The following is a 22,919-nucleotide window of genomic DNA, read 5'->3' on the forward strand; positions in this document are numbered from 1 at the left end:
AACTGATCACAAGTAATGCTATTTAGGAATTGAGCCATGAACCAGACCGCCGCACATGATGCCCTGCGCGCAGAGTTGCGCATCGCCGCCGTGGCCTTCGAGGCGTCGCAAGGGATGATGGTGACCGATGCGCACGGCCGCATCTTGAAGGTGAACCAGGAGTTCACCCGCATCACCGGTTACGATGCCGACGAGGTGGCCGGCAAGACGCCGGGCCTGTTGAACTCCGGCCGCCACGCGCCCGACTTCTACCAAGCCATGTGGGCGGCGATCGCCCGCGATGGCCGCTGGGCGGGCGAGATATGGAACCGTCGCAAGAACGGCGAGGTGTATCCTGAATACCTGAGCATCGCAGCCGTACGCGACGACGCCGGCGCGGTTTGCAACTACGTCGCGTCGCTGGCCGATATCACGCTGAGCAAGGCCGCCAATGATGAAATCCGCAGCCTGGCATTTTATGACCCGTTGACGCATCTGCCCAACCGCCGCATGCTGCTGGAGCGCTTGCGCCAGATGCTGGCCGGCGGCGCGCTGCATGACCAGTACGGCGCGTTGATGTTCATCGACCTGGACAACTTCAAGGCGCTCAACGACACGCTTGGCCACAACGTCGGCGACCAGTTGCTGCAGCAGGCGGCGGATCGCTTGCAAGCAGGTTTGCGCAAGGGGGACACCGTGGCCCGGCTCGGCGGCGACGAATTCGTCGTGCTGGCGGAAGGCTTGAGCGGCAATGCGCGGGAAGCGGTGGGCGAAGCCGAAGCTTTGGGCGCCAAGGTGCAGGCTTCGCTCAACCTCCCGTACACGCTGGGCGAACATCAAATCCACAGCACATGCAGTATCGGCGTCGCCTTGTTCCACAACGGCGAACCGCCGTCGCCGGTCGAATTGCTGAAGCAGGCGGATATCGCCATGTACCAGGCCAAGCAGGCCGGCCGCAATGCGATGCGCTTCTTCGACCAGCAGATGCAGGACCGCGTCAGCGCACGGGCGCAGCTGGAAACGGATCTGCGGCGCGCGATCGACCTGGGCCAGTTCAAGCTGTACTACCAGGTGCAGGTCGATCAGCTGGGCATGCCCCTCGGCGCCGAGGCCTTGATACGCTGGGTGCGCGAGGACGGCTCGCTGGTCTCGCCGGCCAGCTTCATCCCGCTGGCCGAGGAGACCGGCCTGATACTGCCGGTCGGGCATTGGGTGCTGGAGACGGCGTGCGCCCAGTTGCGGACATGGCAGTCGGTTCCCGGGATGGAGCACATGATCCTGGCGATCAATGTCAGCGCGCTGCAATTCCATCAGCCGGGTTTTTGCGACGACGTGCGTTCGGCGGTCGAACGCTGCGGCATCGACCCGCGCAAGCTCAAACTGGAGCTGACCGAAGGCATGCTGCTGGAAAAAATAGAGCACACCATCACCGCCATGCGGCGGCTGAAGGAGATGGGTGTGCGCTTTGCGCTGGACGATTTCGGCACCGGCTATTCATCGCTGCAGTACCTGAAGCGCCTGCCGCTTAACCAGTTGAAGATAGACCAGTCGTTCGTGCGCGACCTGGCCAGCGACGCCAGCGACCAGGCCATCGTGCGCACCATCATCGCGATGGCGCGCAGCCTGCAGCTGGATGTGATCGCCGAGGGCGTCGAGACATCGGCGCAACGCGAGCTGCTGGAGCAGATGGGCTGCCTGCGGTACCAGGGCTATTTGTATGGCAGGCCGGTACCGGCATCCGAGCTGGAGGCGTTGGCCGCGCCGGATTGCATCAGCCCAGCGCTTCGGCCGGGCCGAAGAACTCGTAGAAGGTTTGCGACGGCGGCACGCCCAGGTCCCGCAGGTGCGACTTGATGGCCTTCATGAATGGCGTCGGTCCGAGGAAGTAGGCGTCCACGTCGCGCGTTTCCGGCAGCCAGGCACCCAGCTGCTGCTGGTTCAGATAGCCGGTGGCGTGCGGCTGCGGGCCGGCGTCGTTGGCCGCTTCGTAGCAGTAGAAACGCTGCAGTTGCGGGTGCGCCGCCGCCAGCGCGTCGATGTGATCGCGGAAGGCGTGCACGCCGGCGTGGCGCGCGGCGTGGATGAAATGGATCTTGCGGCCGGTGGCCAGCGCCGCCGTCAGCATGGCCAGGGTCGGCGTGATGCCGACGCCGCCGCTGATCAGCACCAGTGGCTTGTCGCCGGCGTTCAGCAGGAAATCGCCCGACGGCGGGAACAGCTGCAGGCTGTCGCCGACGCCCACGTGATCGTGCAGGAAGTTCGACACCTTGCCGCCCGGTTCGCGCTTGACGCTGATGCGATAGCTGCTGCCGTTGCTGGCGGCGGACAGCGAATACTGGCGGCGCGCTTCCTCGCCGTCGACCGTCGCCAGCAGGCCGATGTACTGGCCCGGCTGATGCGCCATCACCTTGCCGCCGTCGATCGGCTCCATGACGAAGGAGGTGATCTCGTCGCTTTCCACCGTCTTCGATACGATCTTGAACTCGCGCGCGCCGCTCCAGCCGCCTTCCGCCGCAGCCTGCTCTTCGTAGATGCTTTGCTCGGCACCGGCCAGGATGTCGGCCAGTTGGCCGTAGGCGGCAGCCCAGGCATCGATCACCGCATCGGTCGCCGTCTCCGCGCCCAGCACTTCGCGGATCGCCTTCAGCAGCGAGGCGCCGACCATCGGATAGTGCTCGCGCTGGATCCGCAGCGAGACGTGCTTGTTGATGATGGTCGATACCAGCGGACCGAGTTGCTCCAGGCGGTCGATATTCTTCGCGTACATCAGCACCGCGTTGGCCAGCGCGCGCTGCTGGTTGCCGTCCTGCTGGTTGGCCTGGTTGAACAGGGGTAGAACCTGTGGGAAGTCGCGGAACAGCGTCAGGTAGAAATGTCGGGTCAGGGCTTCGCCGCCTTGTTCCAGGATGGGGACGGTGGCGCTGATGATGGCTTTTTGTTCGGTGCTGAGCATTTTATGGTCCATGTGTGGTTTCGACATAAACAAGTATATCATATGAATCTTTAAGCGCAACAACAAGCGCAATGAAAATCAATGCGCTTGCGGGAGCAGCCTTAGAGATCGAACTTCAGTTCCGCCACGTAGGTCCGTTGCGGATACGGGTGGAAGTTCCAGTATTTGTAGTTGTTCAGGTTATCGATCCCCAGCGCCAGGCTCCATTGCTGGCTGATGCGGTAGCGCGCGCGGACATCGGTAGTGAAGTATTTGCTGGCGCCCTGGTAGGTGAAGCCGTTGACGTCCGTGTTGTCCAGCGTCGAATACTGGCTGCCGCTGTAGCGCGCCGCCAGCGTCAGGGAGAGCTTGTCCGTGGCCGCGTAGTTGGCCACGCCGGTGGCGCGCCACTCGGGAATGCGCGGCTGCCATTTGCCCACGCTGGCCGGGAACTTGTCATTGCGGACGATTTTGGAATCGGTCCAGGTCAGGCTGGAACTGAGGCCCAGGCCGCGCAGCCAGACGTCGTCCGCCGTGTAGGCCGCCTCCAGTCCCTTGGTGCGGATGCGGTCGACGTTCTGGATATTGTTGACGTTGGGCGTGACCAGCACGTTGGTCTGCGAGTACAGCGCGTCGCTGGTACGCTCGCCGAAGGCGGTCAGGCGCAGCAGGCCGGCGGCGAGTTTGCGTTCGGCCGTCAGTTCCGAGGTCCACGATTTTTCCGGCTTCAGGTTCGGATCATTGTTGGTGGTATGGCCGGCTGCGTTGACGCCGCCCTGGTACAGCTCGGACACGGTCGGCATGCGCACCGCGCGGCCCAGCGAGGCTTTCAGCACCCAGTCCTCATTCGCCTGGTAGGCCAGTGCGGCTTTCGGCGACAAATGGTTCTCGCTGCGCTCCGGATACGGCGCGGTCCTGGTGGCGTTGGAGATGGCGCCGTCATGGGCGTGCCAGTGTTCGTAGCGCAGGCCGAGCACCGTCTTCCACGACGGCGCGAACTTCCAGCTGTCCTGCGCGTACAGGCTGTTGGTCTCGCTCTTGCCGGTGAAGGCGGCATTGCGCGCGCCGGGCGCGCCGGCGATCCAGTCGCCGGTGGCGTTCTCGATGCTGGCGAGTTTGTAGGCTTCGCGCTGATAGCCGAATTCCGCCACGTGTGCTGCGTCCGGACGCCATACGCCCTTTGCCGACAAGGTGTTCCAGCCGGTGCCGCCCTGGTTGACGATGCGTCCCGCGCCGCCGGCCGACGCCGCCGGCAGTGCGGTGGTGGCGGCGCGCAGGATGTCCTTGTCGTAGTCGTACAGGCTGGCGGCCAGCTCCCAGTCGAACACGCCCCTGGTGCTGGACTTGAGTGTCAGGCCGTGCATGAAGTGCTGAAGGTTTTCGTTGGACAGGTTGAAGTCTGTCGCGCCCAGCGCGTAGCTGCGGCCGCCGATGTTGACGGTGCCGCCGTAGACGGCCAGGCCGCCGCCGTCGCGCAGGTAGCTGGATGGACGGCCTTCGGAGTCGTTGCGCCACAGGCCGAAGGTGTAGCTGGCGCGCAGCCTTGGCGAGAAGTCGTAGGCCAGCTTGGCCTTGAACTGGTCCTGCACCGTGTGGTACTGCGTGGCGGCGCCGAGTATCAGCCAATCCTTGTTGGCGCGGTCTTGGCCGGCGACGGCGCCGGTGACGGGCGTGCCGGTCGATCCCGGCGTGCCGGCGCCGAGCAGACGGGTAGGGAAGGTCAGCGGCTGGCCGTCGCTGTCGGTGCGGTTGAGGTCCACGTACCACGACCAGCCGCCTTGGCGGTCGCCGAGCGAGAAGCTGCCTTGCTTGCCCTGGTAGCTGTCGCTGGTGCGATACAGGTCGAAGGGCTGGTGCGTCAGCGTCAGCTTGGCGTGGGCTTCGAATTTGGTCGGCATGCGGGTGACGTAGTCGACCACCGCGCCGACCGAGTTGCCGCCGTAGGCGGCGGAGAAGGGGCCATACAGCACATCGACGCGCTCGATCTGCTCCGGGCTGACCATGCCCCAGCGGGGCGCGAACGTGGCGCCGTTGCCGAGGTAGTTGGACAGCAGGATGCCGTCGGCGTACACCATCGAGCGCGCGCTGTTGCCGGTGCCGGAGGCGCGGGTGGACAGCACGGCGTGGTTGTAGTCGCCGATGTAGCGCTTGCGCACCAGCAGGCTGGGAAGGTATTTCAGCGCGTCTTCGGCGTCGGTGGCGTTGATGGTGCGTTCGACTTCTTCCTTGGTGATGCCTTCGATGGTGGTCGGGATCTGGGTTGGAAGCGAAGTAGGGCGGTTGCCGGAAATGGTCACGGTGCCCAGTTGGTGGATCGGTGCGTCCTGCGCGCAGACGGCGGACGAGAAGGCGGCAAGCAGCGCCAGCGCCAGTGGAGACATGGTCGGTTTCATGGTGTTCCTGATGGTTCGATGACAGCGGCCGCGCGCGATCTCTATGGTCGGCGGGCGGCGCGATTGTGTACGGCTAACGGTCAGGAAATGGCGGGCGGGCCGCGCGGATGGGCGGCGGTCCAGTTGTGCAGCGGTTGCGGCGCGCTGTAGAACAGCGGCGGATAAAAGTCATGGCCGGCGATGACGGCCAGGCCGGTCGCCGTTGGCGGCAGCAGCGCCAGTGAGCCGCCGTGGGTGGCGCAATACGGACAGTGCTCCATGCCGTGCATCGGCGGAGACGGCGCTTTTTTGGCCGGGTCGACCGAGCAGATGTCGGCATAGCCGTAGGGCGTCGATGGCGTCAGCGCATGCGAAATCGTCGGCGCAATGGCGCTGAACAGGACGGCCAGCATGGCGATCCAGATGTGCAGCGTTTGACGTTTCAGACTTTTCAGCATGGCGGCATTATATCTCAGGCCGCCCTTACATTTGCGAATGAGAAGTGTTATCATTTGGAACCTCGTAGCTCTCTGGCCTGCCCATATGTCCTTGCATACCCTGCCGTTTCAACGCACCCTGATCGCCGTCGCCGTATCCTTGCTGGCGGCGCCGTTGCTGCACGCGCAGCAGGCTGACGCGCCCATTGAGTCGATCCAGGTGTCGGGCAGCTGGCTCGGTTCCGGCTTGCAGAACAGCGTGAAGAATTTCGCCGGCGCGCGCACCGTGTTGAAGAAGGACGATATCGATGCCACCGGCGCCGCCGACATCGGCGACGTCATGCGCCGCATCCCGGGCGTGCAGTCGACCGACAACTCCGGCACCGCCGGCAGCTCGATCTCGCTCAACATCGGCGTGCGCGGCCTGACCGGCCGCTATTCGCCGCGTTCGACGGTGCTGCTGGACGGTATCCCGCTGGCGGTGGCGCCGTACGGCCAGCCGCAGCTGTCGTTCGCGCCGGTCAGCCTCAACAACATCGAATCGATCGACGTGGTGCGCGGCGGCGGCGCGGTGCGCTACGGTCCGCAAAACGTCGGCGGCATCATCAACTTCCGCAGCCGCTCGATTCCGGACGCGCCGGGCGTCGTCACCGATGCGTCGCTGCGCTACAACGAGTACAGCGGCGGCGGGCAGAACCGCCAGTACAGCGCGTTTGCCGGCGCGCAAATGGAGAACGGGTTTGGCGTGGCGCTGCTGTATTCCGGCATGGACGGCACTGACTGGCGCGTGGCCAGCGATGAAAAGGTCAACGACGTCGCGCTCAAGTTCCGCTACCAGATCAATCCGCACAGCGAGGTGTACGGCAAGCTGTCCTACTTCGAGGTGAATTCGCGCACGCCGGGCGGGCTGGCGGTGAAAGAGTACAACGCCAATCCCTTCCAGAACACGCGCCCGACCGACTTCTGGAGCGGCAATCGCAACGGCATGGACGTCGGCTACCTGAACACCTTGTCGGCCACGCAGGAAGTGGAGATCAAGGCCTACTATAACGAGAGTTTCCGCCAGAGCTCGTTGATCAACGCCGCCAGGACGCAGCTGACCTGGCAGCCGCGCAACTACGAAGTGCTGGGCATCGAGCCGCGCGCCACGCAGCGCTTCGCCGCCGCCGGCATGACGCACGACGTGACGGTCGGCTACCGCTACCTGCGTGAGCGGGGCGACGACAACAACTACATCCAGACCGTATCGACCGGCGCGAACGGCGCGACGTCGACCTTCCTCAACAGCACCGACGCGCATGCGGCGTATGTCGACGACCGCATCGCGGTTGGTGCCTGGCGCATCACGCCGGGGTTGCGATACGAGCACATCAAGTCGGAGCGCAACGATCTGACGGCCAGATCTGTCTTCGCGACCGACAACAACAAGGCCTTGCCGTCGCTGAACGTGGCTTACCTGATGAGCCGGGCGCTGACGGTGTTCGCCAACTACACGACCTCGTTCGGGCCGGTGCAGAACACCCAGCTCAATTCGCAGACGTCGGCCAACCCGCTGATCCCCGAGCTGGCCAGGACGGCCGAGCTGGGCGCGCGCTGGAAGACTTCAACGCTTAGCGCCGAGGTCACGGCCTTCAGGCTGAAATTCGACAACCAGATCCTGCAAGTGCCGGGCACGACGCCGGCGGTGTTCCGCAACATCGGCGCGACCAAGCACGACGGCATCGAAACGGCGGTGGACTACGGCTTTGACGAAGCGGGCGCGCTGGCGGGCCTGAACGTCTACGCCAACTACACGTACACCAAAGCGGTGCAGGATTCGGGGACGACGGCCGGCCTGGACGTGCCGTTCTACTCGCGCAACACGGACACGGTGGGCGCGCGCTACCGCGTCGGCGCGTGGACGGCGAACCTGTCGAGCACCCACCAGAGCAAGCAATATTCCGACACCGCCAACACGGTGGCCGAGGCGGCGAACGCCAGCGTGGGCCAGATCCCCGGATTCCGCCTGTGGAACGCCCAGCTGGGCTGGAAGCTGCCGGGCAAGCCTGGCTATGAACTGATGGCCGGCATCAACAACATCACCGACAAGCGCTACTACACCCGCAACGTCGACGGCAACGCCGGCCGCATGGTAGGCGCCCCGCGCATGGCCTACCTGCAACTTCGCGCCAGCTATTAATCCGGGGTCAGATCTGACATTTGGACACGGACTCTACCGTACTGCCCTGACTAAGAGCCTTTCCACGCCCGGATCGCACGACTCGCCGTTTTTACCGACACGTTGAAGTGCCGTGCTATCTCGGCGATGGTGTATGCAGTGCTGGCGTAGGCGCGGGCCATGGCCTCGTTGCGGTCTGCATAGTTCTTTTGATAGGTGGTCAGTGGCTGTGCAAGATTGCCGCGTTGCTGTCTGGAGATATAGTCAAGTGTCGCGATGTCCTGTGACGGCTGAAGCCGCCTAACAAAATCCGCGTCGCCAAGTATGAGCTGGTTTGATGTCTGCTTGAGTGGACTCTCCGCGCCGCCGCCCTCCAATACGAACTTCTTGTACTTCACGATGGCATCCGCTCGGTTTGCGTCGAAGTTGGCCAGCAACCAGTCGGTCTGCAGCCATGTCGGCGGCGGTGTGGATCCTGTCGTCAGACGGTAACTGCTCCACGGCCAATCTTCCGGGGCTGCGACCAAATTTGCGCGGACTGGATTCAGAACGATGTATCGCGCCAACTCCAGCAGGTAGGTTTCCTTTTGCACCAGGATGGCTTTGTATCGACCCTGAAAAACATGGCCAACCAAACTGTGCCTGCGGTTGAAGTATTGCGAATACACGCCATTCAGTTGCTGCATGCCGCGCGATAAATTGCCATCTGCGGTTTCGAGCAGGATGTGATAGTGATTCCCCATCTGGCAGTATCCATGGACCACAAAATTGAACTGCTCACATACGTCGCCAATATGCTGCAGCCAGACGAGACGGTCGGTGTCGTCGAGATAGATCGACGCTTTACGGTCTCCACGTGCGGTGACATGGTAAAGAGCGCCGGCAAACTGTAGTCGGAGGGGGCGTGCCATGCTGCGACACTAATCGACCTGAGCCAGTAAAGATTGAGAAGCCTCAGCTTTTGCTCAACTAGCTCAGCAGATGCCGATTACAGCCGAGTTCGTGTCCAAATGTCAGATCTGACCCCGGATTTGGGCGTAGGACAAAGATGACATTTTGCAATGTTCATAGCCTACATAGGGCTGCAAGGTGGTCCTATACCTGCAGTCAGGGCCGCTGCCTATAGTGTCTACATGCGATCCACACGACATCATTCGAAGGATCAACCAGACATCGAGGCATAAAATGAACAACATCAATATCAGCACCAAGGCAGCTCCTTCGCAGTCCATCAGCCTGATCGGCGCCCAGCAGAACGACTTGCTGCGCGCGCTGTCCCGCGACGATTTGCTGGCGTTGTTTGCCGACCTGGAATTGGTGACTTTGCCGGCAGGCAAGCACTTGTTCGACTACGGCGACCAGGTCGAATACACCTACTTCCCCACCAACGCCATCGTCTCGCTGCAGTATGTGATGGAAGACGGCGCCACCACCGAGATCGCCGTCGTCGGCAGCGAGGGTGTGGTCGGCGTGGCGCTGTATCCCACCGAACGCGCCAGCTACTCGGCCGTCGTCCAGTGCGCCGGCTACGGCTACCGCCTGCGCACCAACGTGCTGCGCGCGGCCTTCTACAGCGGCGGCCCCCTGGCCCAGCAGCTGATGCGCTACACCAGCGCCATGTTCGCCCAGCTGGCCCAGAACGTCGCCGGCAGCCGCCATACCACCATCGAACAGAAGCTGTGCCGCTGGCTGCTGGAGCGCCTCGACCGCTCCCAGTCCAACGAGCTGAAGGTGACGCAGGAATTGATCGCCAATATGCTCGGCGTGCGCCGTGAAAGCATCACGGGCGCGGCCGGCAAACTGGCTGAGGAAGGCTTGATCGAGTATCGCCGCGGCTGCGTCACCGTACTGGACCGCGACATGATGGAATGCCGCGCCGGCAGCTGCTACCAGTCGGCACACGGCGCCGCCGGCAAGGCCATGCGATACGCGGCTTGATGGTCAATGCAGGGTTAGTGCAGGACGCGGGACGCCGGCTGGATGCTGAAGCCGGCGTAGTCCATGCGTGGCAGGGGACGGATCGCCTCGGCCTGGTCGAGCTTGCGCTGCACCAGTTTATGCCAGGCGCTGGCCCAGCGGGCCGCCAACTGGGATTCCTCCGCCGAACGCGCATACAGCGTTCTCTCCACGGCGATTTTCTGTCTTTGCAGGGCGTAGGTGGCAGATATCAGAGTAGTCATGGCGGTCACGGAATGGCTAGGTTGGGCAGTATGCGATGCCATTTTGACCGGCTCGCCGCCATTTGAATGTGCGCCAGTTCACCCATGCGCATCAGAAGTCAGGCATGGCCGCGTAAAATGCGGCCATTGTTGTGTTTTTGCATCAACTGTTGCGTCTGTCACGGCGGAAATGAGGCGACAAGCCGCCTCATTTTGCCGATAATTTCCAGTTCAATAATATTGTTTATTTGCCTGCAAGTGCGGCGATGGCGGCGGCCACGCCGGCGCCGTAGGCCGGATCGGCCTGGGTGCAGTTGAAGATATGGCGCTCCTGCACCGGCTTCGACACGCCATGGATCGCGCGCGCCGTGTTCTCGAACAGTAGCTGCTTCTTCTCCGCCGTCAGCAGGCGGAACAGATTGCCCGGCTGCGAATAGTAGTCGGTGTCGACGCGGTGGTCCCAGTGCGCGGCCGCGCCTTCCAGCGACAGCGGCGGTTCGGCGAACTGTGGCTGCTGCAGCCACTCGCCGCGGCTGTTCGGCTCATACGAGGTGCCGGCGCCGTGGTTGCCGTCGGTGCGCATGGCGCCGTCGCGGTGGTAGCTGTGGAACGGGCATTTCGGCGCGTTGACCGGGATCGCGTGATGGTTCACGCCGAGCCGGTAGCGCGCCGCGTCGCCGTACGAGAACAGGCGCGATTGCAGCATCTTGTCCGGCGAGAAGCTCACGCCCGGCACCACGTTGGCCGGCGAGAACGCCGATTGCTCGACCTCCGCAAAATAATTTTCCGGATTGCGGTTCAGTTCCAGCACGCCGACGTCGATCAGCGGGTAGTCCTTGTGCGGCCAGACCTTGGTCAGGTCGAACGGGTTGTAGGGCACCTTGGAGGCTTCGTTTTCCGGCATGATCTGCACCGCCAGTTTCCAGCGCGGGAAGTCCTTGGCTTCGATGGCGTCGAACAGGTCGCGCTGCGAGCTTTCACGGTCGCGGCCCACCACCTCGGTCGCCTCGGCGTCGCTGAAGTTGGCGATGCCCTGCTGGCAGACGAAGTGGAACTTGACCCAGAAACGCTCGTTGTTCGGGCTGATGAAGCTGAAGGTATGGCTGCCGAAGCCGTGCATGTGGCGGTAGCCTTTCGGGATGCCGCGGTCGCTCATGACGATGGTGATCTGGTGCAGCGCTTCCGGTAGCAGCGTCCAGAAGTCCCAGTTGTTCTCCGCGCTGCGCAGATTGGTTTTCGGGTCGCGCTTGACGACGTGGTTCAGGTCCGGGAACTTGAGCGGATCGCGGAAGAAGAACACCGGCGTGTTGTTGCCCACCACGTCCCAGTTGCCTTGCTCGGTATAGAACTTGACGGCGAAGCCGCGGATATCGCGTTCGGCGTCGGCCGCGCCGCGTTCGCCGGCCACGGTGGAGAAGCGCATGAAGATATCGGTCTTCTTGCCGACCTCGGAGAACAGCGCGGCGCGCGTGTATTTGGTGATGTCGTGGGTGACGGTGAAGGTGCCGAAGGCGCCGGAGCCCTTGGCGTGCATGCGGCGCTCGGGTATCACCTCGCGCGCGAAGTGGGCCAGCTTTTCCAGGTGCCATACGTCCTGCAGCAGGACCGGGCCGTGCGGGCCGGCGGTCTGGGTGTTCTGGTTGTCGACGACGGGCGCGCCGGCCGCGGTGGTGAGGTTTTTCATGGAAGCTCCCAGGTTATGGAAACTTTCAGCTTACCGAACTTATGCTTGAGGCGCCGCTCTCTTTAGAGGGAGCGCGCCCCCGGCAATCGTTGCAGCTGCACCAGGGCCAGGTTGGCGTACAACGGCGGACCGAGGACATGGGAGACGGTGCGCGCCACCATCGCGCAGGCCATCAGGCTAAGCACCATGGCATGGCCGTCCACCATTTCCATGACGATGATGAAGGAGGTCAGCGGCGCCTGGGTTGCCGCCGCCAGGAAACCGACCATGCCCAGCGCGATCAGCGCGCTCGCGTGCGGATAATTCAGCAACTGGGCGACGTCGTTGCCCAGCGCGGCGCCGATGGCCAGCGACGGCGCGAAGATGCCGGCCGGGACGCCGGACCAGGCGGTCAGCCAGGTGGCGATGAATTTGAAGGAGAAGAACATCGCCGGCGTGTGATCGTGGCCGGCCAGCATGTCGTGCGTATGGCCATAGCCGCTGCCGATGACGGCACCGCCGGTCAGCAGGCCCAGGCCCGCCACCGCCAGGCCGCAGCCGGCGGCGAACCATATGGGCCAACGGCCGCGCCAGCGGCTGAAGCGGTCGGTGGCGGTGCCGCTGAGCGAGGCGATCAGCAGGCGCGAGAACAGTCCGCCGGCCAGTCCGCTCAGCAGGGCCACCAGCAACCCCGGCAGCAATAGCGACAGGTCGATGCCGGCCGCGTGGATGATGCCGAAATAGGTGGCGTTGCCGTTGACGGAGACCGCCATCAGGCCGGCCAGCACGATGGCGGCCATCAGCAGGCCGCTGCTGCGCTGTTCCGGTGTGCGGGAGAGTTCTTCGATGGCGAACATGACGCCGGCCAGCGGCGTGTTGAAGGCGGCGGCGATGCCTGCCGCGCCGCCGGCCACCAGCAGGCCGTGCGCGGTGACGGTGGTCCGCTCGGGCAGCCAGCGCCGCGCACTGAGCATGACGCCGGCCGCCACCTGCACCGACGGTCCTTCGCGGCCGATCGACAGGCCGGCCAGGAAGCCGCCGGCGGTCAACAGGATCTTGGCGACACTCAGCCGCAACGAGGCAAACAGGCCGAGTTGCTCGGTCGGTGTCGAAGGTTCCAGGCCGGCCATGACTTGCGGTATGCCGGAACCGCCGGCGCCGGCGGCATAGCGGCGCGTCAGCCAGACGATGCCGGCCGTCGACAATGGCGTCCACAGCAGCGGAGCCCACCAGGCCAGGCGGCACAAGGCCTCGAACAGATCGAATGCCTGCTCGGCCAGCCAGGTGAAGCCGACCACGGTCAGGCCGGCGGCGGCGGCGAACGCCACCACCAGGCCGCGCGAGCTCCAGACGCGCCAGTCGCTGAATTCTTTGTGGAAGGCCCGGCGGATATTGTGCGGGTGTTTCATCTGCGCTGCAGAACCTGAAAGTAAAAACGCCCGGCTTGGGCCGGGCGTTTTGAAGGGCGATTACTTGCTTGGGTAGACGATGTCTGCGCGGCGGTTTTGTGCGCGGGCTGCGTCGTCGCTGCCGGTGGCTTTTTCTTTACCGAAGCTGACGGCTTCCATCTGGCTGTCTTTCACGCCTTGTACTTTCAGGGCGGTGATGACGGCTTGGGCGCGCTTCTGGCCCAGGGCCAGGTTGTACTCGGTGCCGCCGCGTTCGTCGGTGTTGCCTTCGACCTTGATCGACACGTTAGGATTGGCCGACAGGAATTTGCCGTGATCGGCGACCAGCGCGCTGAATTCCGGCTTGACGGTGTACTTGTCGAAGTCGAAGAACACGCTGCGGTTCTTGTAGATCGAACTGTTCGGGTCCAGGTAGGCTGGCAGAACCACGGCAACCGGAGCGGCCACTGGTGCTGGGGCTGGAGCGACTGGTGCTGGAGCGACCGGCGCAGGTGCCGGTGCCGGGGCAACGACAGGGGCTGGGGTGCTGCAGGCGCTCAGGACGGCCAGTGCGCAGGCTGCCAGCAAGATTTTTTGTTGTGCTTTCATGGAAAAACTCCCGAATGGTTTCAGTTTTTGTAGGGAACTGCATGGGTATGAGGCTGTACAGCCAGCCGCGAGCGGTATTATATAAGGGTTTCCCTGAGAAGAATTGACTCAATGCATTATTTTTTCAGCCAGGGAGCGAATGGCGCCAGATCCTTGCCCGCTTCGACATACCAGGCGCGGCGGGCGATGTCGAATTGCGCGCCCAGCGCCTTGACCTGGTCCTTCTCGTGGAAGGTGGCGCTCAGGTAGTGGCGCGACGGCGCGGCGGCGGGCGCGGCGGCTTTCTGCGACTGGTTGCGGGCCACGGCGCCGTCGGCGGCGGCGGCCGATTTCGGCAGCCGCATCTGGGCGATGAAGGCGCTGCGCCGCGCCGCGTCGGTGGGCGAGAGCAAGGTCAGGCGCGCGCGGGCGCGGGTGGCGCCGACGTAGAACAGGTTTTCCTCGTCGGCCTTGGGCTGGGTCGGGTGCGGGAATTCGTCGGACTGCAAAAAGGGCAGGATCACGTGGTCGAATTCCTTGCCCTTGGCGTTGGCCACGCATTCGATCAGCACCGCCTTGCGTTCGCGCTTGCGGCGGATGAAGGCTTCGCGGGCGTTCATCGCGGCCCAGAACTCGCGCAGCGTCTGGCCCGAGGCGGCGGCCGATTCCAGCAGTCCCGCCACCGATTTGTTGACCACGCCCGCTTCGTAGGGCCGCACAAAGATGCGCCGCGCCGTCGCCACCAGCTTGACCCGCTCGCACACTTCGCGCAGCACGTCGGCCGCCGGCGTGGCCTGGTCGACCGTGGACAGCCAGGCGATGGTGGCGATCACCGCCTGCTTGGTGGCCTGGCTGGCGACGTCGCGGTAGCTGGTTTCCTCGTCGTCGCGGCGCTCGTCCTCGATCAGGAACAACTCGCCCAGCAGCGCCGGATCCTTGACGATTTGTGCCTTGAAGTTGTCGATGCGGCGCGCCGTGAAGCGCATTTCGCTGAAGGCCAGCATGGCGTCGACAATCGCGCCGCGCACCTGTTCGGACTTGACGGCGGCGAAGTCCTTCAGCGCGATCGCCAGCAGGCCGCGCAGGAACAGCATCTCGTCGCGCTGCAGGTAGCCGGCCATGGCCGGCGTGCGGTAGTCGATGTCCGCTTCGATCAGCGCGTTCTCGATGGCCATCGACTGGTGGCGGTCGCGTATCAGGATGGCGCAGCCGTCCAGCGGATGGCCGTCGGCCTTCCACTGCTTGATCGCGGCGATGGCCTGCAGCGCGCAGCCGGCGGCGTCGTCGTAGTGGGCCTGGCGGATCTCGGTGCGCAGCGGCAGGCTCGATTCCACCGCCTTTTGCTTGAATTCGGCCATGGCGTAGGCCAGGTGCGGGCCGTGGCGGTAGCTGTAGGTGAGCGGATAGCGCACCAGCTTCGGATAGCTCTGCGCGAAGCGGCGGTTCAGGTACTGCTCGCTGGCGCCCAGCCTGGCGTGGATCACCTGGTCCTTGTCGCCGGCGCCGACGAAGAAGCATTGCGGCCTGGCGACCAGCGCGTCGAGGATGCGGAAGGCGGCCTCGTTCAGGTCGTGCAGCTCGTCGCACAGCACCAGCCGGTAGTCGGGAAAGTGCTCGGCCAGGCGCGGGCCGCCGTCCAGGTTGCAGGCCAGGTCGTAGGTGGCGTCGAACGGGCCGCGGAACACCGCGCCGGCGCCGCCGTCCAGCCGCAGCGTTTCGTATTCGATGGTGGTCAGGTAGTCGGTCAGCGGCACGCCCAGCAACTCGGCCGCTTCCTCCACCCCGATGAATTCCACGTCGGTGGCCAGCGCCATCGTCGCCTTCAATTGCAGCTGCAGGTCGAGAAACTGGGCCAGCGCGATGCTGTGGGTTTGCGGCTCCAGGCCATCGAGGCCGCCGGCGTAGCGCTCGCCGACGCGGTCGACCGCCTCCAGCGCGTAGGCCTTGAGCTGGCGCGCCTCGGCACACTGGCGCAGCGAGTCGCCGTCGATGCGGTCCAGCTGTTGGGCCGCGAAATCCTCGAAGGTCTGCACCGCCACGCGCGCGGCCAGCGCCGCCGGCACGCCGACGTCGAGCAGCCGCTGGCGCATGACGTCGCGCGCCTCGGGCGTGAAGGTCAGCGCCAGGATCTGTTCCGGCGCCAGCTTGCGCGCCAGCGCCTCGCCGATGCGCAGCGCCAGCGTGGTGGTCTTGGCGGCGCCGGCGTTGGCGTCCACCAGCACCACCTTGTTCTGGGCCAGCTGGATCGCGGTCTGCTCTGCGGTGGGGATCAGGCCATGCGGGGTGAAACGGGGAGGATTATTGGTTTGGACAGCGCTCATCCGCACATTATAGCGAGCGGCGCGGGGATGGCGGACACCGGTGGCTGCAATGGCTGCAGGCGCGCGGTCGCCCCCTCGATGAACTGGGCGCTGAACACGCGCCGTTCGATCTCGGTTTCCCGGCTGTCGATGACGGCGCACAGCAGGTTGGCGGCGGCGGCGGCCATCTTTTGCATCGGCTGGCGCAGCGTGGTCAGGTTGTAGCTGAGCCAGTTCGACGGCTCGACCGCGTCGAAGCCGGCCACCGACATCTGCTCCGGCACGGCGATGCCCAGCTGGTGGCGGGCGCAGTCGAGGCAGCCGATGGCCATCACGTCGCTGCCGCAGATGATGGCGTCCGGCACGCCGCCCATCTGCTCGATGATGGCCTTGAGGCCGGCGGCGCCGCTCTTGTAGTCGTATTCGCCCGGCACCACGACCGGCGGCGGCAGGCCCAGTTCGGCCAGCCGCTCGCAGGCGCCGCGGCGGCGCTCGCTGGCGACGGTGGAATCCTCGGTGCCGGCGATGATGCCGAAGCGGCGGTGGCCGGCGGCGGCCAGGCGCGAGACCAGCATGCGGCCCGCTTCCAGGTGGTCGCAGGTGACGGTGTTGACGCTTTCGTCGCGCAGCGTGCGGTTGAACAGCACCAGCGGCATGCCGCGCCGCTCGAATTCGGCGATGTGGTCGCCGCTGAGGCGGGCGGCGGCGATGACGCCGTCGACCTGGAATTGCCAGACGTCGGCCAGCACGCGGTCGACGTCGCTCTCGCGTTCCAAGGTGAACAGCAGCACGCGCTTGCCGCGCGTGGTCAGGTTCTGGCTCAGCTCGGCGAGCAGTTCGGGATAGTACAGGTTGGCCTGGTTGGTGATCAGCACCGCCACCATGTTCGAGCGGCGCGTGATCAGGCTGCGGGCGGCGGCGTTGGGGATGTAGTCCAGCAGCGCGGCGGCCTTCATCACGCGGGCGTAGGTGGTCTTGGAGACGCTGGCGCCCGGCTTGAAGCAGCGCGATACCGCGGATTGCGATACGCCGGCCACCAGCGCCACGTCGTACGAGGTGACGCGGCGGGCTTCGCGGGCGATGGTGGCTTTGTGTTCAGTCGCGCTGACTTCGAGTGTCGGCTTGGTCTTGGTCATTGTTTTTATGCGGGGTGGCTGCTTGTGCAGGTCTCAATCCGTCGAGCATAATCAAAAACTTGTCCGATAGCAACAAATATCGTTTTTCTTTCAAGAAATATTCGGCTAGTTGTGGCCACCATGCAATTTTTACCCGAAGGTGGGATTTCGCGGCAATTTCTGATAAGATACCGCCCCTTTACGATCTGAAGGATTTGACATGGCCATAGCTTGCGGCGTCGATTTTGGCACGTCAAATTCCACCGTGGGCTGGGTGCGTCCCGGCCACCCCGTGATGCTCGGGCTGGAAGGTGGCAAGACCACCTTGCCGTCGGTCGTGTTCTTCAACGCGGAGGACGAGGAAGTCACCTTCGGCCGCGCGGCGCTGGCCGAATACCTGGCCGGCTACGAGGGACGCCTGATGCGTTCGATGAAGAGTTTGCTCGGCACCAGCCTGATCGACGGCCAGACCGAGGTCGGCGGCCGCGCGCTGCCGTTCCGCGCGCTGCTGGCCCAGTTCATCGGCGAGCTCAAGCACCGCGCCGAACAGTCGGCCGGCCGCCAGTTCACGTCGGCCGTGTTCGGCCGTCCGGTCCATTTCATCGACGACAGCAGCGACAACGACCAGCTGGCCGAGGACACGCTGGCCGAGGTGGCCCGTTCGGTCGGCTTCAAGGACATCGCCTTCCAGTTCGAACCGATCGCCGCCGCCTTCGACTACGAGTCGCAGATCGCCCGCGAGGAACTGGTGCTGATCGCCGACATCGGCGGCGGCACCTCGGACTTTTCGCTGGTGCGCCTGTCGCCCGAGCGCGCGAAGAAAACCGAGCGGCGCGACGACATCCTGGCCAACGGCGGCGTCCACATCGGCGGCACCGACTTCGATAAATACCTGAGCCTGTCGTCGGTGATGCCGCTGCTGGGCTACGGCAGCCGCCTGCGCAACAACAGCGAGGTGCCGTCGAGCTACTACTTCAACCTGGCGACCTGGCACACGATCAACCAGGCCTACACCAAGAAGATGTGGACCCAGCTGTCCGACCTGCTGCGCGATTCGGCCGCGCAGGAAAAGCTGGGCCGCCTGCAAAGGCTGATCGACGAGCGCGCCGGCCACTGGCTGGCGATGAAGGTGGAGGAGGGCAAGATCGCCTTGTCCGACGCCGCCCGCGTGCAGCTGGAGCTGGACCGTCTGTCGCCGGCCGTCACGCTGGAGCTGGACCGCGCCGCGTTCGACGAGTCGATCGGCCACCTGGTCGGATCGGTCGAGAACACCGTGCTCAGCCTGCTGCGCGATGCAGGCGTGGCGCCGGCCGATGTCGACACCGTATTCTTCACCGGCGGCTCGAGCGGCGTGCGCATGCTGCGCGAACGCATCGCGGCGCTGGTGCCGGCCGCGCGCAAGGTCGAGGGCGATTTGTTCGGCAGCATCGGCGCCGGCCTGGCGCTGGACGCCGTGCGCAAGTTCGGCTGAGGTGACGAGATGCTGAACCAGTCCATCGTCATGCTCGACTTTGAAACCACCGGCCTGTCGCCCGACATGGGCGACCGCATCACCGAAGTGGCGGCGCTGCGCATCGTCGACGGCAAGGTGGTGGAGCGCTATGTCTCGCTGATCAACTGCAATGTGCGCATCCCTTCGTTTATCACCGGCCTGACCGGCATCACGCAGGCGATGGTCGACGGCGCGCCGCCGGTATCGAAAGTGGTGCCGGAGCTGCTGGACTTCATCGGCGGCGACACGCTGTCCGCCCACAACGCCAGCTTCGACGACAAGTTCCTGCGCGCCGAGGCGGCCCGGCTGGGCTTGACGCCGGGCTATCAATCGCTGGTGTGTTCGCTGAAACTGTCGCGCCGCGTGTTTCCCAACCTGGCCAGCTACAAGCTGGGCAATCTGTCGGGACAGCTGGGCATCCGCTTTGCCAGCGCGGCCCACCGGGCCGAGTCCGACGCCGAAGTGGCGGCGCAGGTGCTGATTCATATCGGCAAACATATCGGCGCCACCTATGGCATCGCCGGTGTCGATCCGGCTTTGTTGGTGTCGATCAACAAGCTGGCGGCCGCCAAGGTCCACCAGTTCCTGGAAAAACAAAAAGTGCGGTGACCAAGCGTCACTCGCATTACAATACCGGCACCGATTAACCGTTTGTTGGTATTTTGTGAACATACGCCGCAACCTTTGCCACGTGCTGCTGTCGCTTCTGCTGGTGTTTTCCCAGCAGATGGGGTTCTCGCACGCGCTGTCGCATGCGGCGGCGGGTTCGGTGCAGCTTGCCGCCCAGGCAAGCGACCAGGCGGCTGACGACACCGGCGGCATCACCAAGCTGGGCCTCGATCACAGCTGCGCCCAATGCCTGGCGTTCGCGCAGATCGGCTCCGCCGCCGACACCCGTTTCTATTCCTTCCCGCTGGCCGACAACGATGCGTCGGCCGCCATCGCCTCCACGCCCGCGGCGCTGGATTGCCAGCGCACCGTTTGCGGCTTCCTGTCCCGAGCTCCGCCCGTCCTGTCCTGATTGCGTCCGTTGGATCCGTTGCCGCTGCATCCAGAGCAGGCGGCGGTTCGTCGTATCTCTCTACAGGAATCAACATGTTGAAGCACAGCGTAATCGTGGCGGCCCTGAGCGCCGCCGTGGCAGCACCACAAGTGCATGCCGCCGATAAAAAAGAACAAAAGGAACTGGCCGAGATCCGCGCCGAGATCCGCCAGATGAAGGACGCCTACGAGGCCCGCCTGCAGGCGCTGGAGCAGCGTCTGCAGCAGGCGCAATCGGATGCGGCAGCCGCCAAGGCGCAGCTGGCTGCGCCGGCCGTCGCTTCGGCCGCCGCTCCGGCGACGACCCCGCCGGCCGATGCCGTGGCCGCCGCGCCTTACGTTGAAACGCCGGCAGTGCCGTCGGCCGTCGGCGGCGCCAATGCGCCAAGCAACCTGTTCAACCCGAACATCTCGATGATCCTCGGCGGCACGTTGCAAAACCTGAAACAGGATCCGACCCAGTACCGTCTGCAAGGCTTCGCGCCCAGCGGCGGCGAGGTCGGTCCGGGCAAGCGCGGCTTCAGCCTGGGCGAATCCGAGCTGACCATGGCCGCCAACATCGATCCGCAATTCGCCGGCCAGCTGACCTTCTCGCTGAGCGGCGACAACGAGGTATCGGTGGAAGAAGCCTTCGTCCAGACCCGCGCCATGGAAAACGGCCTGAACATCAAGGCCGGCCGCTTCCTGTCCTCCATCGGCTACCTGAACAGCCAGCACGCCCACACCTGGGACTTCGTCGACGCGCCGCTGGCCTACCAGGCCTTCCTCGGCGGCCAGTACAAGCCGGACGGCGTGCAAGCCAAGTGGCTGGCGCCGATCGACCAGTTCCTGGAAATCGGCGTCGAGGCCGGCAGCGGCAGCGGCTTCCCCGGCAACGACCGCGACAAGAACGGCGCCGGCGCCGTCAGCGTGTTCGCCCACATCGGCGACGACATCGGCGATGCGGCCAGCTACCGCGCCGGCGTGTCCTATCTGCATACCGGCGCCGAGCAGCGCGCCTATGAAGACCAGGGCCTGACCAACAGCTTCAGCGGCAAGACCAATATGTGGATCGCCGACGCCATCTACAAATGGGCGCCCAACGGCAATCCGACCAACACCAACTTCAAGCTGCAGGGCGAATACTTCCGCCGCAAGGAAACCGGCACGCTGGACTACGCGGTCGACACCGCCGAGGCCGCCAACGGCAGCTACCGCAGCACGCAGTCCGGCTGGTACCTGCAAAGCGTCTACCAGTTCATGCCGACCTGGCGCGCCGGCCTGCGTTACGACCGGCTGTCGTCCGGCTCGCAGCGCATCGGCCTGATCGACAGCGGCGTGCTGGGCTGGGCCAGTCTGCCTGTCCTGGAGGCGTACGACCCGTCGCGCACCAGCTTCATGATCGACTACAGCCCGTCCGAGTTCTCGCGCCTGCGCCTGCAACTGGCGCGCGACAAGTCGCGTCCCGGCGTCACCGACAACCAGATTTTCCTTCAATACATCATGAGCCTGGGCACGCATGCTGCCCACTCGTTCTAAGGAGCAGGCAATGAAACACACACTCAAACAACTGCTGTTGGCCGCCGCAGCCTGCGTGGCTGCCACGTCGGCGCACGCCGCCCTCAACGTGCTGGCCTGCGAGCCGGAATGGGAAGCGCTGACCAATGAGCTGGGCGGCGACAAGGTCAAGGTGTCCAGCGCCACCAACGCGCTGCAGGATCCGCACCGCGTCGAGGCCCGTCCGAGCCTGATCGCGCGCACCCGCAACGCCAACCTGCTGGTGTGCACCGGGCTGGAGCTGGAAGTGGGCTGGTTGCCGGTGCTGGTCCAGCAGTCGGGCAACAGCAAGATCGCCGCCGGCCAGCCGGGCAACTTCGAGGCCGGCGCGTTCGTGCAGCGCCTCGACGTGCCGAGCAAGGTCGACCGCAGCGAGGGCGACGTCCACGCCGCCGGCAATCCGCACATCCAGCAAAACCCGCACAACATCGCGCTGGTGGCGGTGGCGCTGGCCAAGCGCCTGGCCGAGCTCGATCCCGCCAACGCCGCCTACTACCAGGCGCGGCAGAAGGATTTCTCGGCGCGCTGGGACGCCGCCATGCTGAAGTGGGAAAAACAGGCCGCGCCGCTGAAGGGCGTGGCCGTGGTCGAGCACCACAAGAACATGGAGTACCTGATGAGCTGGCTGGGCCTGCGCCAGGTGGGCACGCTGGAGCCCAAGCCGGGCGTCGAGCCGAGCGCGGCGCACCTGTCGGAGTTGCTCAACCAGCTGCAGCGCGCGCCGGCCAAGATGGTGATACGCGCCGCCTACCAGGACGGCCGCGCTTCGCAGTGGCTGTCCGAGCACGCCAGGATTCCGGCGGTGGTGCTGCCGTTCTCCGTGGGCGGCGACGACAAGAGCAAGGATTTGTTCGGCCTGTTCGACTCGACTGTACAACGCTTGCTGGATGCGAATAAATGAACGCTGAAACACTGGACCTGATGATCATCCTGCCGGCGCTGCTGGCGGGCCTGCTGGTGCTGACCACGCACGTGCCGCTGGGCGCGCAGGTGCTCAAGCGCGGCATCGTGTTTATCGACCTGGCGATCGCGCAGATCGCCGCGCTGGGCGTGATCATCGCCGGCGTGGCCGAGCTCGATCCGCAGGGCTGGGCGGTGCAGGGCGCGGCGGCCGCGGCGGCGGTGCTGGGCGCCTTGCTGCTGACCTGGACCGAGAAGCGCTGGCCGGAAGTGCAGGAAGCGCAGATCGGCGTGATGTTCATCCTGGCCGCGACCGCCGGCTTGCTGCTGGTGGCGCATAATCCGCACGGCGGCGAGCATTTGCAGGACTTGCTGGCCGGCCAGATCCTGTGGGTGCGCTACGATCAGCTGCTGGTGCCGGCCATCGGCACGGTGGTTATCTGCGCGCTGCTGTATTTCCTGCGCGACCGTTTGAGCCGGCTCGGCTTTTACCTGATCTTCGCGCTCGCTGTCACAGCTTCGGTACAACTGGTGGGCGTCTATCTGGTGTTCACCAGCTTGATCGTGCCCGGCCTGGCGGTGCGCCATTATTCCGGCAAGAAACGACTAGTGCTGGCTTACCTGATCGGCGCCGCCGGCTATGCCAGCGGCCTGGTGCTGTCGACGCTGTACGATCTGCCTTCGGGGGCCCTGATCGTCTGGTGCCTGACGGTGCTGGCGATTGGGGTGTACGCGGCGGGTCCGAAGCCCAATGGCCGGCAACGCAGCAATCATCACTGAGTCGTCACTGAGTCATCACTGAAAACGATAACATTTTATCATGACGCATTTGAGCGCGCTCAAACCACGAAACGGGGTG

General features: G+C 64.9%; 19 protein-coding genes. 9 read left to right on the plus strand and 10 right to left on the minus strand.

Annotation, left to right across the window (positions count from 1 at the left end; genetic code table 11):
* Positions 1 to 36: 36 nt before the first annotated feature.
* Positions 37 to 1,833 carry a putative bifunctional diguanylate cyclase/phosphodiesterase gene (locus tag ACCD07_RS13305; RefSeq protein WP_413447591.1) on the plus strand — a complete coding sequence of 599 codons (1,797 nt, stop codon included), beginning with the start codon at positions 37 to 39 and terminating at the stop codon, positions 1,831 to 1,833.
* Here ACCD07_RS13305 and hmpA read toward each other — a convergent pair.
* The 3 genes from hmpA to ACCD07_RS13320 all read right to left on the minus strand — a co-directional run bounded on the left by hmpA (position 1,751) and on the right by ACCD07_RS13320 (position 5,741).
* Positions 1,751 to 2,932, minus strand: a complete 1,182-nt coding sequence (hmpA, locus tag ACCD07_RS13310) for an NO-inducible flavohemoprotein (protein ID WP_413447621.1) — start codon at positions 2,930 to 2,932, stop codon at positions 1,751 to 1,753. The genes ACCD07_RS13305 and hmpA overlap by 83 nt on opposite strands.
* Positions 2,933 to 3,033: 101 nt before the next feature.
* Positions 3,034 to 5,304: a TonB-dependent receptor gene (locus ACCD07_RS13315; RefSeq protein WP_413447592.1), complete on the minus strand. Its 2,271-nt coding sequence runs from the start codon at positions 5,302 to 5,304 to the stop codon at positions 3,034 to 3,036.
* Positions 5,305 to 5,384: 80 nt separating this feature from the next.
* Positions 5,385 to 5,741 (minus strand): DUF2946 domain-containing protein, encoded by a 357-nt coding sequence (locus ACCD07_RS13320; RefSeq protein ID WP_353398341.1) that lies wholly within the window; start codon positions 5,739 to 5,741, stop codon positions 5,385 to 5,387.
* Positions 5,742 to 5,826: 85 nt separating this feature from the next.
* Here ACCD07_RS13320 and ACCD07_RS13325 point away from each other — a divergent pair, with 85 nt between their 5' ends.
* Positions 5,827 to 7,899 (plus strand): TonB-dependent receptor family protein, encoded by a 2,073-nt coding sequence (locus ACCD07_RS13325; RefSeq protein ID WP_413447593.1) that lies wholly within the window; start codon positions 5,827 to 5,829, stop codon positions 7,897 to 7,899.
* A 50-nt stretch (positions 7,900 to 7,949) separates the two neighbouring features.
* On the opposite strand, the gene ACCD07_RS13330 is transcribed toward ACCD07_RS13325, so the two are convergent.
* A complete protein-coding gene (locus tag ACCD07_RS13330; RefSeq protein WP_413447594.1) occupies positions 7,950 to 8,789 on the minus strand; it encodes a transposase in 840 nt (279 codons plus the stop codon).
* A 274-nt stretch (positions 8,790 to 9,063) separates the two neighbouring features.
* Between ACCD07_RS13330 and ACCD07_RS13335 the strand changes: the two genes are divergently transcribed.
* Positions 9,064 to 9,816, plus strand: coding sequence for a Crp/Fnr family transcriptional regulator (locus tag ACCD07_RS13335; protein WP_413447595.1), 753 nt, complete (start codon positions 9,064 to 9,066; stop codon positions 9,814 to 9,816).
* A 14-nt stretch (positions 9,817 to 9,830) separates the two neighbouring features.
* Here the strand turns inward: ACCD07_RS13335 and ACCD07_RS13340 are convergent, their stop codons facing one another.
* The 6 genes from ACCD07_RS13340 to ACCD07_RS13365 form a co-directional block, all read right to left on the minus strand.
* Positions 9,831 to 10,058 carry a hypothetical protein gene (locus tag ACCD07_RS13340; protein ID WP_176650573.1) on the minus strand — a complete coding sequence of 76 codons (228 nt, stop codon included), beginning with the start codon at positions 10,056 to 10,058 and terminating at the stop codon, positions 9,831 to 9,833.
* A gap of 223 nt (positions 10,059 to 10,281) precedes the next feature.
* Entirely contained in the window at positions 10,282 to 11,721 is a 1,440-nt protein-coding gene (locus ACCD07_RS13345) for a catalase (RefSeq protein ID WP_353398353.1), read from the minus strand.
* Positions 11,722 to 11,783: 62 nt separating this feature from the next.
* The gene (locus ACCD07_RS13350) at positions 11,784 to 13,109 is read right to left on the minus strand and encodes a chloride channel protein (RefSeq protein ID WP_413447596.1); all 1,326 of its coding nucleotides are present in this window, start codon (positions 13,107 to 13,109) and stop codon (positions 11,784 to 11,786) included.
* A 60-nt stretch (positions 13,110 to 13,169) separates the two neighbouring features.
* Complete coding sequence (locus ACCD07_RS13355) at positions 13,170 to 13,697, minus strand: OmpA family protein (RefSeq protein ID WP_353398359.1); 528 nt, start codon at positions 13,695 to 13,697, stop codon at positions 13,170 to 13,172.
* A gap of 116 nt (positions 13,698 to 13,813) precedes the next feature.
* Positions 13,814 to 15,997: a UvrD-helicase domain-containing protein gene (locus tag ACCD07_RS13360; RefSeq protein WP_413447597.1), complete on the minus strand. Its 2,184-nt coding sequence runs from the start codon at positions 15,995 to 15,997 to the stop codon at positions 13,814 to 13,816.
* Positions 15,994 to 17,112: a LacI family DNA-binding transcriptional regulator gene (locus tag ACCD07_RS13365; RefSeq protein WP_176650578.1), complete on the minus strand. Its 1,119-nt coding sequence runs from the start codon at positions 17,110 to 17,112 to the stop codon at positions 15,994 to 15,996. Before ACCD07_RS13365 ends, ACCD07_RS13360 begins: the two co-directional genes overlap by 4 nt.
* A 199-nt stretch (positions 17,113 to 17,311) precedes the next feature.
* On the opposite strand from ACCD07_RS13365, the gene ACCD07_RS13370 reads away from it, so the two are divergent.
* From ACCD07_RS13370 to ACCD07_RS13395, 6 genes are all read left to right on the plus strand, one after another.
* Complete coding sequence (locus tag ACCD07_RS13370; protein WP_413447598.1) at positions 17,312 to 18,562, plus strand: Hsp70 family protein; 1,251 nt, start codon at positions 17,312 to 17,314, stop codon at positions 18,560 to 18,562.
* A 9-nt stretch (positions 18,563 to 18,571) separates the two neighbouring features.
* Complete coding sequence (locus ACCD07_RS13375) at positions 18,572 to 19,192, plus strand: PolC-type DNA polymerase III (RefSeq protein WP_353398365.1); 621 nt, start codon at positions 18,572 to 18,574, stop codon at positions 19,190 to 19,192.
* A 55-nt stretch (positions 19,193 to 19,247) separates the two neighbouring features.
* Complete coding sequence (locus ACCD07_RS13380) at positions 19,248 to 19,604, plus strand: hypothetical protein (RefSeq protein ID WP_353398368.1); 357 nt, start codon at positions 19,248 to 19,250, stop codon at positions 19,602 to 19,604.
* A gap of 74 nt (positions 19,605 to 19,678) precedes the next feature.
* Complete coding sequence (locus ACCD07_RS13385; protein ID WP_413447599.1) at positions 19,679 to 21,142, plus strand: hypothetical protein; 1,464 nt, start codon at positions 19,679 to 19,681, stop codon at positions 21,140 to 21,142.
* A 10-nt stretch (positions 21,143 to 21,152) separates the two neighbouring features.
* On the plus strand, positions 21,153 to 22,061 hold the full coding sequence (locus tag ACCD07_RS13390; RefSeq protein WP_413447600.1) for a metal ABC transporter substrate-binding protein: 909 nt from the start codon (positions 21,153 to 21,155) through the stop codon (positions 22,059 to 22,061).
* Positions 22,058 to 22,840: a metal ABC transporter permease gene (locus ACCD07_RS13395; protein WP_413447601.1), complete on the plus strand. Its 783-nt coding sequence runs from the start codon at positions 22,058 to 22,060 to the stop codon at positions 22,838 to 22,840. Before ACCD07_RS13390 ends, ACCD07_RS13395 begins: the two co-directional genes overlap by 4 nt.
* Positions 22,841 to 22,919: the final 79 nt, after the last annotated feature.

Origin of the sequence: Duganella sp. Dugasp56 (genome assembly GCF_047304105.1) — a bacterium.
Taxonomy (GTDB): Bacteria; Pseudomonadota; Gammaproteobacteria; order Burkholderiales; family Burkholderiaceae_D; genus Rugamonas; species Rugamonas hordei.